This window comes from Gilvimarinus gilvus (genome assembly GCF_030518155.1).
GTDB classification, from domain to species: Bacteria; Pseudomonadota; Gammaproteobacteria; order Pseudomonadales; family Cellvibrionaceae; genus Gilvimarinus; species Gilvimarinus gilvus.
On record NZ_JAULRU010000734.1, the window covers coordinates 1 to 320 of the forward strand.

Here is a 320-nt window from a genome sequence, read left to right on the forward strand (position 1 = left end):
GGAGATATAATTCAGCATTCCGGGTCAAATTCATTGACGTAGCTAACCTTAGCGTGCAAACGACCAAGCAGATTTACCAGCACATCCACCTCATCCGCCGAGAGGTCACTTAGCAACCTTCTCTCACGCTCAAGCGCGACGACTAGAACGCGATTGTGGAGTTCCTGGCCACTTTCCGTAAGACTCACGGTGTATCGCCGTGCATCTTCAGTGTCGACCTCAGAGCAGACGTAACCTGCTTTTTCTCGCGACTGTAACGACCGGCTAACCGCGCTCTTATCCAGCCCGATAACTTGGCTGATGCGATTAGCTGTGATGTG

The 320-nt window shown here is 51.9% G+C and carries 1 protein-coding gene; it reads right to left on the reverse strand.

The window, feature by feature from the left end; all coding sequences use genetic code 11:
• Nucleotides 1–11: 11 nt before the first annotated feature.
• Nucleotides 12–320, reverse strand: a 309-nt coding sequence (locus tag QWI17_RS19150; protein ID WP_302724137.1) for a MarR family winged helix-turn-helix transcriptional regulator, incomplete at its 5' end; no start/stop codon positions are given.